Raw genomic sequence first — 19,883 nt, forward strand, 5'->3', positions numbered from 1 at the left:
TGGCCACCGACGACACCTGGCCGTTGCGGTGCGGTTCGTCGCCAATTATGACGTGCCCATTACCACTTCATCATTGCAATGCGGTGTCTTGTGTGCGCTCTGCGGACATGTCCATAAAGCCTCTGACTCTTGATCATTGATGTGGGGGCCCGTGCGTCCGAGCGCGCCGTCGCGGCAGCCGGCCGTTCAGGGAACGCCTCCACGGGATGTGCCCCCGACCAGAAGTGGGGCAGCGCGGCGGGGCGCGGTCACAAGGCCTCCGCCGAAGCCACGGACGCGGCTGCGTCCGCCAAGGGTGGCAACGACGGGCCGCTCAAGGGCCGCGGTGAGCTTCCGGCCGAGAGCCGGGCCAGGAACCACCGATCTGGGCGCCACGCCGCAGCCACCGGAGCCGGGACCGGCGAAGGAGGTGGCGGCGCCCGACGCGCCCACCGCCGACGGCTTCGACGACGAGCGCAGCAAGGAGATCAGGGGGCAAGCGCAAGGAGCGGGAACGCACGTTCGTCAATGCGGACGGCACCCACACCACGCGCTTTTACAGCGATCCCGTCAACTTCCGTTCGAAGGACGGGAGCTGGAAGGGCATCGACACCACGCTCGTGCCCCAGGAGGAGTGCGGCCCCACCGGATTCCTCTGCGGCCACTTCTATCGCGAGTTCGACGACTGTCCACTGAGTGATGCGACCTTGTGGGGGAACCTGACACCAAGGTTCATCAGCGGTGGACACGAGCAACGACTCCGGGACGAAGGGCTGGACCTGTGGACCGGGGAGCCCGACCCCTACGCGAACCTGTCGTTCGACGACTGCTGGAGTGGTGTATCGACTGCCACTCGGTGATCTCGTTTTGAGGCTATGCGGTGAGTTCGGTCGGCAGGGTGGTCTCGTCGGTTTCCGACTCGATCGGGTGGAGGCGGGCCTTGGCCAGCAACTCGCGGCCCGTGTGGCGGCGAGCCTCGGTCCACTCGTCGTTCTGCTCGGCCAGGACCGCGCCGACGAGCCGGATCACGGCGGTGCGGTCGGGGAGGATATCGACGACGTCGGTGCGGCGGCGGATCTAACGTGGCTCGTTCAAAGGGTCGGAGAAGGGGTCTTTCTCATCGTTCCATCTGAATTCGTAATCCCCGGACGATGGGTTGAATTTCGCGTCGACGTTGTTGAAGGGAATTTCGAACTCTTCGCGCAACCACAGATTTATTGCCAGCGCTGCAACTTCGGAGCGGTAGTCGCTCAACGGCGCTTCGATCGAGGTGACTTGGATAGTGATTCCCTGAGGAAACCTCCTGGTCAATTCCGGTGCATTGAGAGCGACGCCGAAGGATAGCCATGCGAGATCTTTCCAGTGCAGTCCGCCGGGTGGCAGAGCAAGGCGTACGTTGCCGTGGATCTGCACGTCCGGTGGATCTGATTTGGTGGAAGGTCGTGCATGTGCGGTGAGGTTGGCAGCCAGTCCGCCACTGGGGCTGCGCAGGCAATACTTGACCGTTCTGGTCATGTCCCTTCTTCCGTTCCAGAACTTTATTCCAATCATTGGCTAGCTGGTCATTCTTTCGGGATCGGGACCTGCTCCAAGCGCTGGAGGATGAGGTCAAGATCCGATAGTGCCCTGGAACAAAATTCGTGGTCCTGAGTGTTTACGGAGTGGACAACGTTGGCGAATGCTGGGCTATCGAGCCCATTCGCTTCGCGCAGAATTCGCGTCGGAACCAGGAGCCAATTTTTTCTTGTCCTGTCAAGTGTCCATTCGACTTTTGTTGGAAGTGCTCCTACGGCATCTTCGATGAGGCGTGCGACGTATTCTTGAGTAGATTTGTAGCGCCACCCCATGTACGGTACCTGCGGGTAACCGTACACGGGATGTTTCTCCGAAGGCAGGGAAAACCAGGCAAGTTCTCCAAACCTGCTGAGTACTTGCATCGCACGCACGCTGCGGGTCGACATAAGAAATCCATTCAAATCATTACCAGAGAGGGCCTGAGTACCCTCCGTCTTGGGTGATGAGCTTCTTTCCTGGGTTCAGCAATCGGATGGCTCGTTCGTAGTCGCCGTACGGGATCGGATCCGAACGCATTGCTGGGTCGTATACATATCGCCCGTCTGTGTAAACATCATGATAGCGATATTCGGTCACCATTTGTCCCCCATCTTCGGGGATGTTGATAATAGGATCGTTGCGTGAGGTGAAATTGATAATTTTCCCCTCTCCTCCAGTTTCTCGGAGGATGTATGCGGCAATCTCGGAACAGTCGATGTTCCCGCCGATCGGTGCAGATCGCATGGCCGCGGTCGCTGCTTCGCTGGCGGGGAAATTCGGATTCGCCTCTCTGAAATCAAATATATCTCGACCCGCTTCGCCTGCAGGGTAATCCGGTGCAAGACCGAGGGAATCAGAACGCGTATGAGGGTTGTAGACGTAGGAGGCAGGGTTGGGTGCGGGCGAGAGCCCAAGAGGGTCGGGGGTCAGGTAGCGAGCAGTCTCGGGATCGTAGTGGCGGAAGTAGTTGTAATGCAGGCCCGTTTCCGGGTCGTGGTACTGGCCCGGGAAGCGTAGGGGCGTGTAGGTGGTGCTGTCCGCTGCCCAGGCGGTCGTCCCCCACAGGGTGCTTCGCGTCCGCCAGGCGATCTCGCCCTGTTCGTCGACGAGTTCGGTGGGCGTGCCGACCAGGTCGGTGATGATGGCGAAGAAGCGGGAGTCGATCTCTTCTTGTGGGGCGTCCGCCGCCGCTATTCGTTCGATCTGGGTGAGGGGGCGCAGGCCCTGGTGGTCCCAGGTGAGGGTGACCGGGTTGGGCAGGGTCGGAGATGTGGCGGTCTGTTCGCAGAGGGTGGTGTCGTCCCAGGTGAAGACGGCGTGCTCGACCACTGTTTCGCCGTCGTCCGACAGGCGGAGTTTCGCCGTACGGCGGCCCAGCGGGTCGTACGTGTACCGCCAGCGCGTGCCGTCCGGGGTCGTCACCGACGTCAGGCGGTCCTCGGCATCCCACTCGTACCGCCACGTGTCCGGTTTGCGGGACAGGCGGGTCTTCTGGCGGAGGGTGATGCGGCCCAACGCGTCGTGTTCGTAGCGGACGCCTCCCGCGCGCGTGATGCGGGTGCCCGTGTAGGCGCGGGGGCCGGTGGCCTCCTGGCCGGGGTGGTTGGACGGCCAGGACGCCGTGGTCTGGTTTCCCGCCTCGTCGTAGGCGTATGTCTCCGTCCAGTCGGCCGCGTGGACCGCCGTTACACGGCCTGCCGCGTCGAGGTCGAAGCGGCGCGTGCCGGAGAGCCGGTCGGCGATGCCGGTCAGGTTGCCGTCGGCGCGGTAGGTGTATGCGCGGTGCTGGACTGAGCGGTCGTCCGCTGCCCTGACGTCCTGGGTCGTCAGGCGGCCCATGGGGTCGAACGTGTGCGCAAGGGCGACAGTCTCGCCGATGTGGCGGGTCAGTTCGCGGCCGGCCTCGTCGTAGGTGAAGTCGATGGTGCGGCCCGAGGCTGTCATCCCGGTGCGGCGGCCCGCTGCGTCGTACGCCCAGGTCGTTGTCACGCCGGTCGGGGTCGTGCGTCCTGTTCGACGGCCCAGATCGTCGTACCGGTGTGTCAGTTCGCGGCCGTCCACGGTTTCCGAGCGCACCAGGCCGAACCGGTCGCGCAGGATCGTCAGGGTCGTACCGTCGGGGCCCGTCGCCTGGGCGAGCTGGTCCGTCATGTCGTACGCGTATGTCGTGACGTCGCCCGCCGCGTCCTTGCGGAGCACCTGGCCCAGGGCGTCGCGCTCGAACGACACCACCTGGCCGAGCGTGTTCGTGCGGGAGAGCAGACGGCCCGCCGCGTCGTGTTCGTAGGAGAGGGTGCGGCCGTCGAAGTCGGTCTCGGCGATCAGAGAGCCTGCCGGGTCGTACTCGTAACTCCAGCTCAAGCCCTGGGGGTTGGTGACCTTCGTCAGCCGCAGCTCCCGGTCGTGCTCGAATTCGTGGCGTACGCCGTCCGGGCCTGTGCGGGCTGTCAGAAGGTCGAAGTGGGTGTATTCGAAGCGGGAGACGCCGCCGATCGGGTCGGTGTGGGTGGTGCAGTTGCCCTCGCCGTCGTACGTCCACGACTCCGTGGTGCCGTCGGCGGACGTGCGCCGGGCGAGGTGGCCTTCCACCGTCCACTCCAGCCGGGTCACCGCGCCCGTCGGGTCCGTGATGGTGACGGGTCTGCCGAAGGGGTCACGTTCGTAGCGGGTGACCGCGCCGAGGGGGTCCGTGATGTCCAAGGGGAGACCGGCGGGGTCGCAGCGGATCGAAGTCGTGTGGCCGCGACCGTCGGTGACGGCGGTGAGCCGGCCCGCGTCGTCGTGGATGAAGTGGGTGGTGAGCCCTGTGGGGGCGGTCACCGATGTGCGGTTGCCGCGTTCGTCGTACGTCTGGCGGTTCACCGTGCCGTCCGGGTTGACCACCCGTGTCGGCAGGCCGAGGTCGTTGTACTCGGCTCTTGCCTCGCGGCCGTCAGGGCGTGTGACGGCGGTGGGATTGCCTGCCTCGTCGTAGCGGAAGGTGGTCGTGTGGCCCAGGGGGTCCGTCCGGGACAGCAGGCGGTTGTAGCGGTCCCGTTCGTAGCGGGTGACCGCGCCCAAGGGGTTGATGTCGGCGACCACCTGCCACGCCTCGTTGACGACGAAGCGGCGGGTGTGGCCCTCGCCGGTCGTGGTGGTCGTGACGCGCAGGCCCGTGTCGGGGTCTGCGGCGCCGTACGAGACGCGCAGGGTCATGTGGCCGTCCGTGCCGCCCTCTGCGACACAGCGGTCCTGGTCGTCGTACTCGTACGAGTAGGCGCAGTCGTTGGTGTCGGTCCAGGACGTGACGCGGCCGGCGTCGTCGTAGGTGAAGCGGAGGGGGCGGCCGGAGGAGTTGACGACCTCGGTGAGGTTGCCGTCCGTGTAGCCGTAGCGCTTCAGTTCCTGGTCACCCGCGGTGAGGCGGAGTGCCGTGACCCTGCCCGCCTCGGTGGTGATCCGCACGTCGTATCCGGCGCTGGAGACGATGCCGAGCGGCGTGCCTTCAGCGTCGTACTCGAAGGTGAGCCAGTTGCCGTTGCGGTCGTCGATCTGTTCGAGGACGGCCAGATCGTCCCGGCGGTCGGTGAAGTGCCAGGTGCGGCGGGTACCGGGGTCGGTGACCGTGTAGCCGCCGTCCTCACGTTCCAGGGGCCAGCGGGGGCCGTGGCTCGGGAGGGTCGGGGCGCCCGGCGCGGGGTGGGGATAGGCGAGGAGCAGGCCGTCCTCGGTGAGGAAGATGACGCCCTCGGAGTCGATCTCCAGGCGTTGGTCGACGGTGGAGGACCAGGACGGACCGAACCACTTGCCCAGGTGGTAGCCCGACTCGACGCGGCGTCTGAACACCAGCGGAAGGGCGCCCGGCAGCGTCACGTCTGTTTGCGGGAGGTACATCCGGCCGGTGGCGAAGTCGATCGGGTCGGAGCCCCGCGATTCCACCGCGTCGGGCTGGCGCGAGTCCCGGCCGGGGCCGTCGCTGACGCTTTCTCGCGCCGACACGTCCGGTTTCCTTCCCGACTCGAGCACGTCCTCGACGGTGTGTCTGAGCGTGCCCTTGATCCCGCCCGTCACCGCCCCGCGCGCGGCCCCCGCCCCCTTGGTGCCGAGGAGGTCGAGGATGGCGCGGCCGGTGAACTCGGACGGGTCCTTCTTGGCGGACTGCCAGGCGTCCTTGAGAGCCCGGTCCGGATGGGCCACCGTCGACGTGAGCCCCGCGAGCGTCATGTTGACGTTCTGGTAGTACTCGGCCGGGTGGGCGATGTTGTACGGGTCGAGGGCGTTCATGCTGCGGCCGAACGTGATGATGCCCGCACCGCCCTTGACGACGCCGCCGGCGACATGGAGCAGCTCGGTGCTCTGCGCTGCCCCGTAGTCGGTGATGTCGGCGGCCAGCTTGAGGGCGGGCGGTAGTTCGGCGGGGGCGTGCTCCAGGGCGGCCCTGACCGAGGTGGTGGCGGTGCGGGCGGCCTCGTTGCGCTGTCGGCGGGCCTCCTTGAGGAGCTCGTGGGCGCGGGCGATGTCCGCCTTGCCGGGGTCGCTGAACTCCGGTGGCTTGGGGCCGGGTTCCTCACCGGCCTTCACCTTGGCGTTGTAGGCGTCGACCTTGGTGTTGTACGCGTCCACCGCCGTCCTGGACGCCTTCATGCCCGCCTTGTAGGCGTCGATGGCGTCCTGGGCCTGGCCCTGCGCCCACTTGACCGTGTCCGCGTACGCGTCCAGCGCCTTGGCGGCCTTGTCGCAGGCGTCCGCCGCGCGCATCCACTTCTTGGGGTGCATGGCGAACTTCTCGCGGAAGGTGTCTGCGGCCTGGCCCTTCCAGTGGGAGGAGTCCAGCTTGCGCATGCCGTCGCCGACCTTGTCGAAGGCCGTGTGGAAGTCCTTGAGGTGCTTGGCGCTCTCCTGGATGCGGGCGGCATGGCCGTGGATCAGTTCGTTCGCCTGCTCGGTCTCGCCGAGCTGCTGTTCTCCGGGGGTGGCGCCCAGGGCGGACGCGGCGCCGTCGCCCCAGTCCTCCACCTTGTCCGCGACGCCCTTGAGGCCCATGTCCTCAAGGCGTTCGCCTGCGTAGTCGGTGCCCTTGTCGATGCCTTCGCCGACGAGCTTCTTGCCGTCGTCGTAGACCTCTTCGGCCTTGCCGACGACCGTGTTGGCGGCGCCCGCGAGCTTGTCGCCCACGCCGTCCGGGATCCAGCCGCCCATCAGCCCGCGCCCCCGCCTCCGCCTCGCTGGTTCTCGTCCGCCCCGGCCTGGGCCGCCTGTTCACGCTCTTCGCGCGAGGGGCCGTACTGCTGGTCCAGCCATGCCTCGTACTGCTGGTCGGTCATGCCCATCGATGCCTGCGGGTCGACCGGTCCGTTCTGGAGGACGGGGGAGGTCATCACGTCACGCTGGGTGTCGTTCCAGGCCTGGTCGACGTTCCCCTGTGCCCGCTCCCAGGACTCCGCGCTCCAGTCGGAGGTGGCGAACATGTGGTTGTCGCCGATCTCGCTCCAGGACATCTGGGTGACCTGGTCCTCGCCGAGGTGCGGGTTGCCCATCACCGAGTTCGCCGCGATCTTGAAGGTGCCGTCGATGTACTGCTCGGTCTCGTGGAACGTTCCCGCCGCAAGACCCACCGCATCCGCGAAGGCGCTTCCCTCCAGAATCAGGGCGCGCACGCCCCACTCCCAGCGCTCACAGAAGGTGTCGAGCGCCGACGTCAGCCCCCCGTGTCCCAACTCCAGACCGGACAGGGCCAGATCGGAGAAACCGCGGCCCACGCTCGCCTCGCCGACCATGCCGAGTTCACGGAGTTCCGACATGGCCAGGTTGATGCCCTCGGTGATCAGGGCAAGGCCTTCCACCTGAAGGTCCTTGCCCTCACCTCCGCCACCTCCGCCGCCCCCGCCGTCGTTCATCGAGCCAACTTCCCGTTCGGGGCGATCTTGTTCAAGTGATTCGCGGCTGCGGCTGCGGCTGCGTCAGCGCTTGCGTCCACGTCCAGTGCTGCCGAGTCCGGCACGATTCCCATGACCGGCGGGAACAGCGCGCCCTGACCCTCGCTGCCTACGTCCAGCGCCACTCCGTACGGCACCGGCATCGCCGGGATCGCCACGTCCAGCAGCCGGGCGCCCAACACACCGTCGTACGTCCACTCCCGTGCGTCTTCGCCCCTTGCGATGGCGAATCGGGCCAGTGCGGGCTCGTCCGAGAAGGTGTAGATCCAGCGGATACCGCCGAACTCCCCGGTGAGCGGAGCACCGTCCGTCGACAGGGGCACCAGGACCGCCGTACGCCGGAACTCACCAAGCAGTGCGGCGGCTTCGCGCCGATGACGGCGGTAGTCGATGGCGGTCCGGTCCGTGGCAGGCTGCGCGAAAGCGGTGTCCGGAGCGGGTTCAAGCGGGGGCGGGGGAGTAGCCTCGGCCGGCTCCGCCGGGGCGGTCGGCTCCAGGTAGTCGTAGATCCTGGACCGGCGCGTACCCTCCGCCGCTCCACCGTCTCCCCCGTGATCGGACATGTGCGCGATCATCGCATCGACGCTCTGCGAGCTGCAACGCCAAAGCCTTTGCCGCAGAGATGTGTCACTGGCAACCGGCGTCGTCGGCGCGGTCGGTGGGGGCCCGTGCGTCCGGCACGTCCGCTTGTTGTCTTGTCGTCTCCGTCGCTCGCCGCATGGCTGTGCCGGCGGGAACGGAGCACGCTGTCATGGCAGCTGACCCTTCAGGGAACGCCTCCACGGGAATCGCCCCCGACCAGAAGTGGGGGAGCGCGGCGGGGCGCAGCCACAAGGCCTCCGCCGAAGCCACGGACGCAGCGCCAAGGGTGGCAACGACGGGTCGCTCAAGGGCCGCGGTGAGCTTCCGGCCGAGAGCGGGGCCGGGACGACCGAGTTGGGCAGTGTGCCGAAGCCGCCCGAGGGCCGGGGCCGGCGAAGCATGTGGCGGCGCCCGACGCGCCCACCGCCCACAGCTTCGATGACGCGCACAGCGAGGAGATCAAGGACAAGCGCAAGGAAGCGGGAACGCACGTTCTTCAACGAGGACGGCACCTACACCAGCGCCTTTACAGCGAGCCCGTCAACTTCCGGTCGAGGGATGGGAGATGGAAGGACATCGACACCACACTCGTGCCCCAGGAGGAGCCCGGCTCCAGGACGATGAGCGTCGAAGGCGACGGTCTGTCCATCGGGTACGCCGTCGAGGGTGCGAGCCCTCCGTGGAAGACCTACGCCTGGTACGCGTACGACGGTGACGAGACCTCGACCCGACCGGGCGCGGCCCTGATCAGCACCGCCTACCGCTACCACTCCGACGGCGACTTGGCCGAGGTGACTTTCCCCTCCGGGCTCGTGTTCACGGCGCTCATGCCCGAGTTGGCGTCCGAGCATCGCACGTAGTCCAACTCGACGTGTCGTGCGGGCCCGGTAGCGGGAGCGGCGGAGAAGAGGGAGGCGACGGGCCGACAAGGGGTTTCCTCCGCCTGGCTGGTGCTCGACCGCGCAGAGCAACCGGTGGCGAGAAGCAACGTGACCATCGCGACGATGGACGACCTGATTCTCTGCGAGCCTTAGTGGGAATCAGCGATGCGTGCGAGTCCGTCCTCGGCTTCCCGGATCATCCACTCGTTGTGGGGGGTTCGGTGGCCGATCTCCAAGGCGTGGGCATAGTGCTCGCCCGCTGGTAGGAGATCACCGCATTTCTCTGCGTATCTGGCGACGTGAATCAAACTCCAACCCATCAGACCGTTGTCATTGGTGGCCAGGCCGACGCGGAGAGCGGCTGCGTAGTGTTCTCGCTCCTGGAGGGTGTCCCCCTCATGCCGTGCCAGCTCGGCCAGTTGGTGGTGAGTCCAGCCTGTGGCCGCGGGGCAACGATGGGCTTCCGACACCTCCAGGGAGCGTTCCAAGTAGTCCTTTGCCACCGTCAGTTCACCGCGGTTGCGCCGGTACACGCCGAGGTTGTACAGGCTCCAGGCCTTCAGATGTGCGTCGCCGGTCTCGTCGGCGAGACGATCGGCCCGGGTGAAGTACTTCAGCGCCATCTCGGGGTCACCGTCTCGCCAGCGGCAGGAGCCGAGCCCGTCCCACGCCCAGCCTTCCTTCTGCCTGGCGCGGTGCTCTATGGCGAGGTCGAGAGCCGACCGGTAGTGGTCCTCGGCCTGTTCGAGGGCGCCTTCCTCACGACTCTTGGTTGCCTTTTCGAGCAGACTGTCAATGTCGGCCAGCGTTGGACCGGCCGTTGGGAGGCATTCGACGATCTCCCTCATCGAGGCTGCCGCGACGGCTGCCGCAGGGCGCTCAGCCGGTTCGAACCGCATGAGGTGACCGATCAGGGACTGCAGGGCGCCGGTGGTGCGCATGGGCTCCGGAACACCGCGGCTGACGGCCAGGATCAGTTGCGGGTCGGAGTCACCGGTGAACGGGGCACGCCCCTCCACTGCGCGGTACAGCGTGGCTCCGAGCGACCACATGTCCGAAGCCGAAGAGGCCGGCCCGCCCAGTATCCGCTCCGGGGACATGTACTGCGGCGTCCCGATCACTGTTCCCGTGGGCGTGAGAGTGATCTCGCCTGCCATGGTGGCGATCCCGAAGTCGGCGATCACCGCCCGGCCGTCCTCGAGGAGGATGTTCGCCGGCTTGATGTCGCGATGGACTACTCCGGCCGCGTGCGCGGCGGCCAGAGCCGTCGCGATCTGTTCGCCGATGCGCGCCGCCTCCGTGACATGGAGTGGCCCCTTGTCGAGGACTTCCCGCAGAGACCGGCCGTCCACGTGCTCCATCACGATCCAGGGCAGGCCGAAGCGGTCGGAGAACTGATCGTGCACGGTGACGATGCCCGGATGCTTGAGCTTTCCGGCCGCGCGGGCCTCACGCTCGGCACGCGCTATGAGGCGCTGACGCTCCTCGGCTGACACTCCTTCAGGAATCGTGCACAGTTTGAGTACCACCCTGCGGCGCAGGCGCACGTCGTACGCCAGCCAAGCTTCTCCCTGGCCGCCCGCCCCCAGGCGTCGTTCCAGCCGATACCTGGTGTCAACGACCGGAACTGTCCCCTCGTGCTCCATGACTGCACATAACCACACCGGTGATGGCGGGCACATAGCTACTTACCGATTGCCCTCGGTGGCGGTGTCGCTGACCGCCGGATGCCCCGTGCTGCTCAGGGGCCCGCGCCTTCAGCTCAGCACCAGCGGGAGCGACAGCCGCCCCAGCCGCCTCCACCGGACGAGCCGCTCGACGATCCGCCTGAGCCGCCCGAGTCATCCGAGCCACCTGAGCTTCCGGGCAGGCCGTCCGGGAAGGTGCTGTTGCGGTTCCGGTCGCCGGGGAACGGGTCGTGGTAGTCAGGGTCCCCGTCGTCGTCGCGGTCGGGAAGCTGGGCGGATCCGTTGAACTCCCCTGCCTGAGTGGGGCAGTCGTTCTCCGGCGCGGACAACCACAGCCTCACCCACGGGCTGTCGGTGATCGGTTCCCCTCGGCCCGGATCGTGCGCGCACACCTTCCACTTGTCGTACTCGCCCTCGTCGGGGAGAGTGTCGTTCCCGTAGATCGTGTCCGCGTACGTGCGGTCGGCCGGGACGTCGAGAGCGGCGAGCTTCTTCTGAGCCTCCGTCCACGTCGCGCCGGTCAGATCCGGCATCTTCGGCCAGGGGATGGGGCCGCCGTCCCGCACGGGACAGGGACTCCCGGTGCGCACCGCTCCGAAGTCGATCGTCCTCGCCCCGCCCGGCGATGTGTCGGCCTGTTGGAAGCAGACGGTCCAGTTGGAGCGCATCCAGATGCCGTCGCCCTGGTCGGACGCGTCATGGTCGCCGATGGTGAACCCGTCCGCCTGCGCCCTCTCCTTCGCCTTGTCGAGCCGCAGGCCTCGGTAGTCCGGGATCTCCGGGTCGGTTGTCGGGCCAGTTCCCTGCCCGTTCGCCGCCGTGTTCCTCGGGGACGGGGAGGTGACAGGGTCTCCGGTGTCGCGGGCCTTCGACTCCGCCCCCGCCACGGTGTCCGATGCCCTGTCCTGCGGCGCCGGTGGCAGGACCACCGCGAACAGGAATACGGCCGTGACCGTCGCGGTCACCTTCCACCGCTTCGGCCAGGCGTTGCCCCACCACAGGAGGAAGAGCGTGGCAACCAGCATGAGAAACCCGAGGAACGCGTTCAGGAGACCAAGCACCGGCACGGCCAGGACGAAGCCGACGCGTGCCCGCCCGGTTCGCCACCAGGGTGTGCGCGTCGGGCCGAAGGGCGGCGGTGGCGGAGGGGTTGGGACGGGTGGGAGGGGCGAGGGGCGGGGCATGGCCAGAGGGCCTTTCGGAGAGCGGCAGTTGATCCCCACGGCAGCCATCCGTACGACGGGCGGGACCGCTGGCGGGTCGGTGGATCGTAGTGAGCCGTGAGGTCTGTCCCGCGCGGAGTGAAGAGGCCGAGAGAGCCGCAGAGGGACCTGGGCCGCTTGCCGGTGGCGGGTCGGGAGGGGTGCGGTTTCGCGCGATCCAGGGACGGCCGAGACGCTGTCCAACGGCCCGGTGACCGAGTATTCGCCCAGCTCGGTACCGGGGCGCGGGACCCCGCGACCCGGCCGTGCGCGATGTCCTTGAAAGCCTTTGGAGAAATTACCGACCCCACCAAACCCAGCCCGTTCGTGCGCGAGTTGGGGCGCCACTCGTTCGAGTGATGGGAGCGTCAGCGGGTCGGGCGGGTGGGGTACGGTCGCCGCACACAACCGCAAACAGAGAACGGCCCCCGGCAGGACGGCAATCCCGGCGAGGGCCTGACCAACCAGGAAGAATAGAGCTTCCCGATGGCTGACCCGCAGTCTAACGCGGCCCTGCCCGCGTACCCGTCGCCCGAGCACTCGCCGCCCGCGCCTCCGGAACTCCCGCCGGACGCGCCCCGCGCAGGCGTCCTCCACGTACGACACCGCCACACCGAGCGCTACACCGTCGTCGGCAACCACCTCGCCCAGCACCCCAGCCTCTCCGCCACGGCAATCGGCATCGGCGTCCACATCCAGTCCCTCCCCGATGGCGCCTCGGTCACCGTCAAGGCGTTGACCCTGCGCTTCCGGGAGGGCGAGGTGACGATCGGCAGGGCGTTGCGGGAGCTGGAAGCCGCCGGGTATCTCGTCCGCCGCCGGGTGCCGCTCGGGGGCGGGCGTATCGCCACGCGCACGTTCTTCCTCGATCATCCGGGCGTGGTCGTACGAGCTTCGGGGCGGGGCAGCGGTCTGGAGGCTGCCGTCCCTGTCGCGTCCTCTGCCGCAGGGGATGAGCCCGAGCGTCGCCCTGCTGTGGGACCGGTGGCTGTTCTGGGCGAGGCTGAGGGCTCGCGGCCTGACTCGTCGCAGGCTTCCGTGCGTACGAGGCGTGCTGTCCCCGAACCCGTCGCCGTGCCCACCGGACCGGCGGCCGACCTGCTCGCGCGTCTACGCCTCGCCGACGCCCGGCTGTTGCTGTCCGAACGGGACGTTCAGCGGCTCGCGCCCGCTGTCGAGACCTGGCTCGCCCGTGCCGCGACGCCGGACCAGATCACGCGCACGCTCACCGCGGGCCTCCCGTCCGGATCCATCCCCATCCGCCACCCGGCGAGCCTCCTCGAATACCGCCTGACCACTCTTCTCCCACCACCGTTGCCGACGCGACCCGCTCGTACGGCGACGGTGGCGCCCTCGTCGCGGCCGCTGGAGATGATCAACTGCGACGGCTGCGACCGCGGCTTCCGCTCGTCCGACCCGCGCGCCCTGTGCCGTGACTGCCGGGAACGCAGGGACTCCCGCACGGGCGAACCAGCCCACTCGGCCGCCTGATCGGACGAGGTCTTCAGTCTGCCGATGCCGATGCCGATGCCGATGAGGACGGGGTCGCAGGAAGAGGGCTGATGCCAGGTTCGAAGTGGGCGCGGAGGTAGATGCGGGTGCGCTTCGGCGCGTACTCGTGTGCGTACAGACGGACACAGCGCTCGTCGGACGCCTGGAAGAAGCTGAGTTCACCGGAGGCGTTCCCGGAGGAGTACGAGGTCCCCGACGGCTACACCGACCCCCTCTACCGGGGCCACCGCAAGGACGAGATGCGCGCCGCCCACGCCGAGTTCATCCGGCGTCTGCGCGAGGCCGGTTGGGAACCCGGTGACACGCGGCCCCCGGGAGACACCGAGAACTGACAGGCACCCGCACCCACAAGAGAGCCCTGCCGTCCGACAGGAACCGGCAGGGCTCTCGCGATCGTACGAGCGTCAGACGCCCCGCTCCGACGAGGCCAGTCCGACGAACCCTGCCCACGCCGCACGCGACACGGTGAGAACGGGCCCGGCGACGGCCTTGGAGTCCCGGACGTGCACAACTGCCGTAGCGGCAGCGACCTCTACGCACTGACCGCCCTCGGCACCGCTGTAGCTGCTCTTGAACCAGGCGAGGCCGGATGCGACGGTCGAGGACTCGACGATGTTCATAGCGATCCCAGCAACCCTTCAATGAACGCCAGTGACTCTCGCGGAGTGAGAGCCTGTGATCGGATCATCCCATAACGGGCGGCGGCGAGAACCGCCTGTTCCGGGTCGGTCTGGAGAGCGCTGGTTCCCTGAGCCTCGGCGTAGACGAACCTCTTTCCGTCGCTGCGCGAGACGATCGTGAACGGTCCATCCACACCGGCGCTCTCGTCGCTGTCGAGCGGCATGACCTGGAGCGCCACGTTCCTCTTCTGCCCGATCAGGAGGAGCTGCTCCAACTGCCCCCGCAGCACGCCCTTTCCCCCGTATCGGCGCCGCAGTACTGACTCGTCCATCACGAAACTCAACAGCGGCACGGGTCGCCGATCGAAGATCTCCTGCCGAGCGAGTCGTGCGATCACCCGCTGCTCGATGGTTTCCGGGTCGAGCGGAGGACATCGCATGCCGAGCAACGCCCTCATGTACTCCTCGGTCTGGAGGAGGCCGTTGATCACCAACGTGTCGTACACGACCAGCTCTACGGCCTCCTTCTCCAAGGCCGCCATCCCCTGAAAGAACACCGGATACTGCGCCCGCTCCACCTGCTCCTTCCACAGGCACAGCAACCCGTCCGCCGCCAACACCTCGTCCGCCTTGTCGATCGTGAGAGGCGACGGCGTCCTCCGTCCCTGCTCGTACGACGCGACCGTGGCGGTGGAGTACCCGATCCGCCGCCCGAACTCCTCGCGATCCAGCCCGGCCCGCAACCGCAACGTCTTCATGGCCTGCCCGAACGCCGCCATCACGCCCCGCCCGGCGTCGTCACCGGGCCGCCCTCCGTCACCGTTGCCGCTCTCGCCGCCACCCCCGGGGCTCATGGCTGCACCACCACCCTCGCCCGGCGGCCAGCCCTCCTCCGGTCCAGCAGCCGCAGCCGTCGCCGTACGCTCAGTCATCGAACACCGCCTCCCTGGCCCAACGCCCCCGCAGGGAACGCCGATACGCCGCACGCCTCGTACCCGCACCCACCCCACGCGTACAACGGCCCGTGTCGGTGCGTCACCGCCAGTCACGCTACGCCACCGGTCGGGCCGCGCTCAGCGTGACGACAAAGACCGACAGCCCCATGGGCGTCTCCGGCACCACGGACGTCACGAGCATCACCCGCACCATCAAACGCGCCACCCGTCACGGCGGTTGAGGACGACCGCTCGCGCGCCGCGCCCCACGGCCGCGCGGATCCAGGCGTTGCGAGGGGAAAACGCGGAGCCGGTGACCGACACCATCGGTCGCGTCGAGGCGATGTTCGGCCAGGTGCCCTGAACCGCCCCGACTCCCGGGCGCGGCGCCGATCGGCGTCGGCCGGATCCTGGTGAGCCGGCCGCATCCGAACCGCTCCCGGCCCGGGACCGGCGGTGCGACCTGGCACTGCTCGCCATCGTGCTGGAGCGGCCTCGGGGACCGGCGGTGGCCGGTGACGCGGTAGCGCGTCACCGAGCGGGTTCCGCCGGCGTGGTCCTCCCCGGCACCGCCGTTGACCGGAATGCGACCTGTCCCGACGGGCAATGCCCCAACAGCCAATAGATGCACACCAGTTGACGCGCATAACGTGCTGGCCGCACGGGCGGCAGCCTCGACGCGGTGCCGTCCTTCCGCCAACGAGGGGACACAGCCATGGACATCAGCGCGCCCAGAAAAGCCGTCATAGGTGCCGCACTCGGCACGCTCCTCCTCACCGGTGTCAGCGCCGCGACCGCGCAGGCCGCACCGGCGAAATACGGCATCACCGCCGCTCAGGCCCCGGTCGTCAAGACCGTCTACGCCGACACGGCCGCTGCGGCGAGCTGCAAGATCAACACCATCACCGTCACCCGCACCAGCATGTGCCTGTTCGTCGACGCCCGTGTGGACGTGATCAGGAACGGCAAGCCGGTCGGCTCCGCCACGTTCGACATCAAGCACTCCATGACGCTGAAGACCAGCAAGCTGAAGTGGGCGGAGAGCTTCACCGTCGGCAAGGCCAAGCTCGTCAACGCCGGCGGTATACGCATGAACGTTTCTGTCGGCGGCGGCAAGGGTGTCAAGACCGCCGTCAAGTTCCCGCAGGGCTCCACGCTCGGCCCGGCCCGCAAGGGAACCGTCGGCTACGCCGCGAAGGTCGCGAAGAAGAAGCAGCTGGCCGCCCCGGCCTCCTACCGCTTCACCTTCTCCAAGCCCGGCTACACGATGGGCGGCTTCACCTACAAGTCCGCCAAGTACCGCTGCGACGACACGTTCTGGGGTCCCACGAAGCGCACCAAGAACCCCGGCTGTGTCTTCCCGGGCGCCTCGCCCGTCTTCACCCTCTCCCGCGGTGACGCGAAGGTGAAGGAGTCCGCCAACCACATCCTCGACGCCCAGAACAAGATCGCCGGTCACCCGGGCGCCTCCACCCCGCTGCACCGCATCACCAGCGCGAAGACCATCAACGCCAACCGCAAGGCCATGTGCGGGAAGGTGTCCAACCCCGACCCCAAGAAGTACGACTGCGACGAGTACCCGTTCGCGGCCAGCAAGGAGGGCGGCAACCCGGCCCGCGGCAGCGCCCGCATCATCTCCGCCGGTGACAACCGCAGCGCCGGTGCCCGCCTCGGCGGCTTCTACAAGAGCCAGCGCGTTCTCAACGGCGACGCCTACTACGTCCACATCAAGTAAGGCAAGCAACGCGCCTTCCACCGTGCCCGTCTACGCTTCCGAGACGTAACCGGCGGGCACAGCAAGCACGATGGGGGTTCTCCATGCCACGTTCCAACTGGCCGCTCCTCGACGGCCGCACCCGGCCGCTCAAGCTGAAGGAGTGGGGCGACCTGGCCGTCATGGACCCCGACGCCGGCAAGCCGCCGCGCGGGCGCGGGTTCCTGGCCGCCGAGAAGGACTGGCTGCACATCGACGCCGGGAGCGCCCTGGAGAACCCCATCGTCACGCTCTACGCCGGTCAGGACCCGGGCGCGGAGAGCGGCTGGGACGAGGTCGAGGAGATCACGGTGATCTCCACGACCGGGTTCCTCGCCCTGTGCGACAGCGGATACGAGCCTCTGCGCAAGGAGAATCTCGCCACCGCGGGAGCCGGCCCCTACCTGATCCGCGTCCATGCCGGTGACCGCTCGACGGACGGCAAGAGGCCCCGCTTCCTCATCCAGGTCATCCCCGGCGAACGTACGGGCGCCGAGCCCGAGCCGCCCTCCTCCACGATCACGATCGAGGAGGCCGCCGGCCCGCTCCTGGTGCGGACCTCCTTCGAGCAGCCGGACGCGTGGGCGCGCCTGTTCCAGACCCTCGAAGGGGGCTCGGAGCACTACGAGTCGCTCACCGTCATCGACAACCGCGCCTACGCGGGCTTCACGGCCGACCAGATCCGGGCGCGGATCGGGGCCGACGACGAGGACTGGCCCGACAGCACCCTCGTCCTCATCGCCGACGAACGGGCACTGGCCTCTGCGGAGTTCCCCCTGCTGGCCGTGAACAACCTGCCCGACGAGGACGACGACCCGTTCAGGATCACCCTCGCGGCAGCCGGTTCCTTCGTCGCCAACATGGAGCTGGCGAACACCGGCTTCGGCGAGTGGGGCCAGGGAGTCGACACCGACGGCGTCTACCGGGCAGCGCACTACTGACAGCACCGCGTGCCTCGTACCCGCACCGACACCGCGCGTACAACAGAACGCGTCAGCGGGTCGTCACTGGTGGCGGCACGCCGCCCACGGGACCGTGTTCGGCATGACGACCAAGCCCCACAGTCCCGTCGGCGCCACGGAAGCCACCCGCACCGGCGGCACCGTCAAACTCCCTGGTGCCGCACCACAATTGAGCACCCTCTCCGGTGCCCACGACCACACCTTCGAGATGCGCTTCACCTCCACGTCCCGTGGAGCCCGGCTCGCCCGTCGCCTGGCGGCCGTCCGGCTGGACGCCTGGGGGCTGCCCTACGGGACCGAGGCCCACGACGACATCGTGCTGATCGTCGCCGAGCTGACCGCGAACGCCGTCCGGCACGGGCATGTCCCCGGCCGTGACTTCCACCTCCGCCTGCACGTCGACGCACACTCCGGAACCGCCCGCGTCGAGGTCACCGACACCCGAGCGGAACGCCTCCCGCGCCGCCCGGCCGCCGTCCCGGACGGATCGGGGGCCGAGGAGGAGGCCGGACGCGGGCTCCTCCTCGTGTCCCACCTGGCCACCCGCTGGGACTGGCACCCACGCACCGAGGGACCGGGCAAAACGGTGTGGGCGGAGTACACGCCCAGGGGCCTGAGCAACGAGAGGCAGGCCCCGGTCAGTCGCGGCTCCGACTCCGGCCCAGCGGTTGATCAGGAGTGCTTGTCGGGGTGGATGACATCGGCGAGTTCCCCTGCCCCGGCCAGCGCAGCGGGGAGCCCGGCGAGGGCACGCAGCCGGATCGCGTAGGCACGGCGCTGGGTGTCGGTGCCGTGCTCGGCGATGGCCTGCGCAAGCTGACGAGCCTGGTCGGTGGCACCGCCGGCCACAGCGGACACGGCGGCGAAGAACGCCCCGGTGACGCCGGTGAGCAGGTCCGGGTGGGCGTCCAGGACGCGGCGCATGAGCGGGACATCTGCCTGGTCGACGGCGGCGAAGGCATGCTCGGTCGCGACGTCCGGGTCGGTGACGATGTCGTAGACCTGGTCGGAGGAGAGGCCTTCGGTGAGCTGGAGGATAGCGAGGTGCTGACGCGCCTCGGGTGCGTCTGCCCCGGCGAGCAGTGCCTGCACCTCCGGTGTGCGCAGGATGCTGTCGTGCCCGTCGAGGAAGTCCTTGGACTCCGCCCAGGTGGGAGTCGCGATCCACGCGTCGAGCGTCTGACGTACCTCGTTGTCGCGCCTTCCACGTTCCAGGATGACGTCAAGGCCTTCGGCCTCGACCTGGTCGAGGAAGTCGGTGAGGTCGTCGATGTCCGGGCTTTCGGGGAAGAGAGCCGCAGCGAGTTCCAGGCCACGGCGGAAGTCCGGTTGCCGGAGCCGCTCGGCATGCGAGTGTAGGAATGCTTCGACGGTGGACCAGTCGGGGGCCTCGGCCCATTGGTTGAGAAGTTCCAGAACGTCGTCGGGGAGGGGAGCGACGGCCCAGTCGGGAAGTCGCGGATCTTGGATGCCGAGGCTCGTCGCGGTACCCCGTACCTGTTGCCTGGCCCGGCTCAGGGGCGACCGGTCGCCGACAACGCAGGCTTGCGCCGCCCGGACGAGGTGTTCGACCGCGAGAGTCGAATCAAGGTGTTCGGCGAGGTACGCGGCGTAGTGGGAACGGAGTTCCGCTTGGGCAAGCGGGCTGAATTCCAGGTCCGTGATGGTGTCCTCCCAGGCGGAAGAGGCGACTTTGGTCTCGCTCTGCCGGTTGGAGAGGTTGTTCAGGGAGCCGGCGAGGTTGGGGAGGTGGGCGGCGGGGTTGGCCTGGGCGAGGGTGCGGCGGATCTCGACGGCTTCGGTGATTGAGGTGAGTGCTGCTTGTCGGTCTCCGGTCTCGCTCTGACAGTTGGAGAGGTTGTTCAGGGACGTGGCGAGGTTGGGGAGGTAGGGGGCGGGGTTGGCCTGGGCGAGGGTGCGGTAGTGGTTGACGGCTTCGGTGATTGAGGTGAGTGCTGCTTGCCGGTCTCCGGTCTCGCTCTGACAGTTGGAGAGGTTGTTCAGGGAGCCGGCGAGGTCGGGGAGGTGGGCGGCGGGGTTGGCCTGGGCGAGGGTGCGGTAGTGGTTGACGGCTTCGGTGATTGAGGTGAGTGCTGCTTGCCGGTCTCCGGTCTCGCTCTGCCGGTTGGAGAGGTTGTTCAGGGAGCCGGCGAGGTCGGGGAGGTGGGCGGCGGGGTTGGCCTGGGCGAGGGTGCGGTAGTGGTTGACGGCTTGGGTGATTGAGGTGAGTGCTGCTTGTCGGTCTCCGGTCTCGCTCTGACAGTTGGAGAGGTTGTTCAGGGACATGGCGAGGTCGGGGA

Annotated in this window: 15 protein-coding genes and 1 pseudogene; 6 read left to right on the forward strand and 10 right to left on the reverse strand. The window is 68.0% G+C overall.

Annotated elements, in window-relative coordinates; translation table 11 throughout:
* Positions 1-852: 852 nt before the first annotated feature.
* The 5 genes and pseudogenes from HW837_RS37330 to HW837_RS37345 all read right to left on the reverse strand — a co-directional run.
* Positions 853-1,056 (reverse strand): annotated as a pseudogene (locus HW837_RS37330) (transposase); the annotation flags it as partial.
* Positions 1,057-1,494: a hypothetical protein gene (locus HW837_RS49125; protein ID WP_199819165.1), complete on the reverse strand. Its 438-nt coding sequence runs from the start codon at positions 1,492-1,494 to the stop codon at positions 1,057-1,059. It abuts the pseudogene before it with no gap.
* A gap of 465 nt (positions 1,495-1,959) precedes the next feature.
* Positions 1,960-6,711 (reverse strand): putative T7SS-secreted protein, encoded by a 4,752-nt coding sequence (locus tag HW837_RS37335; protein WP_193379985.1) that lies wholly within the window; start codon positions 6,709-6,711, stop codon positions 1,960-1,962.
* The gene (locus HW837_RS37340) at positions 6,711-7,409 is read right to left on the reverse strand and encodes a hypothetical protein (protein WP_093789298.1); all 699 of its coding nucleotides are present in this window, start codon (positions 7,407-7,409) and stop codon (positions 6,711-6,713) included. The genes HW837_RS37335 and HW837_RS37340 overlap by 1 nt, the downstream gene beginning before the upstream one ends.
* Positions 7,406-8,011, reverse strand: coding sequence for a hypothetical protein (locus tag HW837_RS37345; protein WP_237270553.1), 606 nt, complete (start codon positions 8,009-8,011; stop codon positions 7,406-7,408). The genes HW837_RS37340 and HW837_RS37345 overlap by 4 nt, the downstream gene beginning before the upstream one ends.
* A 609-nt stretch (positions 8,012-8,620) precedes the next feature.
* Here HW837_RS37345 and HW837_RS37350 point away from each other — a divergent pair.
* Positions 8,621-8,890: a hypothetical protein gene (locus tag HW837_RS37350; RefSeq protein WP_193379984.1), complete on the forward strand. Its 270-nt coding sequence runs from the start codon at positions 8,621-8,623 to the stop codon at positions 8,888-8,890.
* A 170-nt stretch (positions 8,891-9,060) separates the two neighbouring features.
* On the opposite strand, the gene HW837_RS37355 is transcribed toward HW837_RS37350, so the two are convergent.
* Together HW837_RS37355 and HW837_RS37360 are read right to left on the reverse strand one after the other, a co-directional pair.
* Positions 9,061-10,557 carry a protein kinase domain-containing protein gene (locus HW837_RS37355; RefSeq protein ID WP_193379983.1) on the reverse strand — a complete coding sequence of 499 codons (1,497 nt, stop codon included), beginning with the start codon at positions 10,555-10,557 and terminating at the stop codon, positions 9,061-9,063.
* Positions 10,558-10,673: 116 nt separating this feature from the next.
* On the reverse strand, positions 10,674-11,624 hold the full coding sequence (locus HW837_RS37360; RefSeq protein ID WP_193379982.1) for a PASTA domain-containing protein: 951 nt from the start codon (positions 11,622-11,624) through the stop codon (positions 10,674-10,676).
* A gap of 663 nt (positions 11,625-12,287) precedes the next feature.
* Between HW837_RS37360 and HW837_RS37365 the strand changes: the two genes are divergently transcribed.
* Positions 12,288-13,292 carry a hypothetical protein gene (locus tag HW837_RS37365; protein ID WP_193379981.1) on the forward strand — a complete coding sequence of 335 codons (1,005 nt, stop codon included), beginning with the start codon at positions 12,288-12,290 and terminating at the stop codon, positions 13,290-13,292.
* A 101-nt stretch (positions 13,293-13,393) separates the two neighbouring features.
* Positions 13,394-13,645 (forward strand): hypothetical protein, encoded by a 252-nt coding sequence (locus HW837_RS37370; protein WP_193379980.1) that lies wholly within the window; start codon positions 13,394-13,396, stop codon positions 13,643-13,645.
* Between the two features lie 72 nt (positions 13,646-13,717).
* On the opposite strand, the gene HW837_RS37375 is transcribed toward HW837_RS37370, so the two are convergent.
* Both HW837_RS37375 and HW837_RS37380 read right to left on the reverse strand, forming a co-directional pair.
* Positions 13,718-13,933, reverse strand: coding sequence for a DUF397 domain-containing protein (locus HW837_RS37375; RefSeq protein WP_045563423.1), 216 nt, complete (start codon positions 13,931-13,933; stop codon positions 13,718-13,720).
* Positions 13,930-14,865: a helix-turn-helix domain-containing protein gene (locus HW837_RS37380; protein ID WP_193380095.1), complete on the reverse strand. Its 936-nt coding sequence runs from the start codon at positions 14,863-14,865 to the stop codon at positions 13,930-13,932. The genes HW837_RS37375 and HW837_RS37380 overlap by 4 nt, the downstream gene beginning before the upstream one ends.
* 718 nt (positions 14,866-15,583) lie before the next feature.
* Between HW837_RS37380 and HW837_RS37385 the strand changes: the two genes are divergently transcribed.
* The 3 genes from HW837_RS37385 (at position 15,584) to HW837_RS37395 (ending at position 18,352) form a co-directional block, all read left to right on the forward strand.
* On the forward strand, positions 15,584-16,603 hold the full coding sequence (locus HW837_RS37385; RefSeq protein WP_193379979.1) for a NucA/NucB deoxyribonuclease domain-containing protein: 1,020 nt from the start codon (positions 15,584-15,586) through the stop codon (positions 16,601-16,603).
* An 83-nt stretch (positions 16,604-16,686) separates the two neighbouring features.
* Positions 16,687-17,562: a DUF6924 domain-containing protein gene (locus HW837_RS37390; RefSeq protein ID WP_193379978.1), complete on the forward strand. Its 876-nt coding sequence runs from the start codon at positions 16,687-16,689 to the stop codon at positions 17,560-17,562.
* A gap of 103 nt (positions 17,563-17,665) precedes the next feature.
* Positions 17,666-18,352 (forward strand): ATP-binding protein, encoded by a 687-nt coding sequence (locus tag HW837_RS37395; RefSeq protein WP_313895642.1) that lies wholly within the window; start codon positions 17,666-17,668, stop codon positions 18,350-18,352.
* On the opposite strand, the gene HW837_RS37400 is transcribed toward HW837_RS37395, so the two are convergent.
* Positions 18,256-19,883: tetratricopeptide repeat protein (locus HW837_RS37400; RefSeq protein ID WP_193383560.1), on the reverse strand; the 1,628-nt coding region annotated here is incomplete at its 5' end. The genes HW837_RS37395 and HW837_RS37400 overlap by 97 nt on opposite strands.

The organism is Streptomyces caniscabiei (assembly GCF_014930365.1).
Lineage (GTDB): Bacteria > Actinomycetota > Actinomycetes > Streptomycetales > Streptomycetaceae > Streptomyces > Streptomyces caniscabiei.